Source organism: Pseudoalteromonas sp. SG41-2, assembly GCF_014164535.1.
Classification (GTDB): domain Bacteria; phylum Pseudomonadota; class Gammaproteobacteria; order Enterobacterales; family Alteromonadaceae; genus Pseudoalteromonas; species Pseudoalteromonas rhizosphaerae.
In genome coordinates this window covers 1-242 of sequence record NZ_JACJFK010000137.1, presented here as the reverse complement: position 1 = coordinate 242, position 242 = coordinate 1, and the positions used below count along the sequence as shown (strand labels likewise).

1 pseudogene is annotated in these 242 nt (G+C 42.1%); it reads left to right on the top strand.

Annotated features, from left to right (window positions below):
• Window positions 1-242: pseudogene (locus H5186_RS22795) on the top strand (DUF2235 domain-containing protein); the annotation flags it as partial.

Genomic DNA, 242 nt, shown 5'->3' with positions numbered 1-242 from the left:
CTTAAAACACTGGTTGATAGCGCCCGCAGCTTTGGCCCACAAAGTGATGCCTGGCAGGCTTTATATAAAGATTACATCCACCACAGTGTTAAATATTCAGCAACGATTGATGCGATTGCTCATGGCCCAGAAGAAGACGCTGAATTCACCACTAAAAACCAACAACGCGAGCTTTTTTACAATCAGCCAGAACAAGCTGAAGCAAATGAGCAATGGCAATCACAATTAATAAATGGATATAG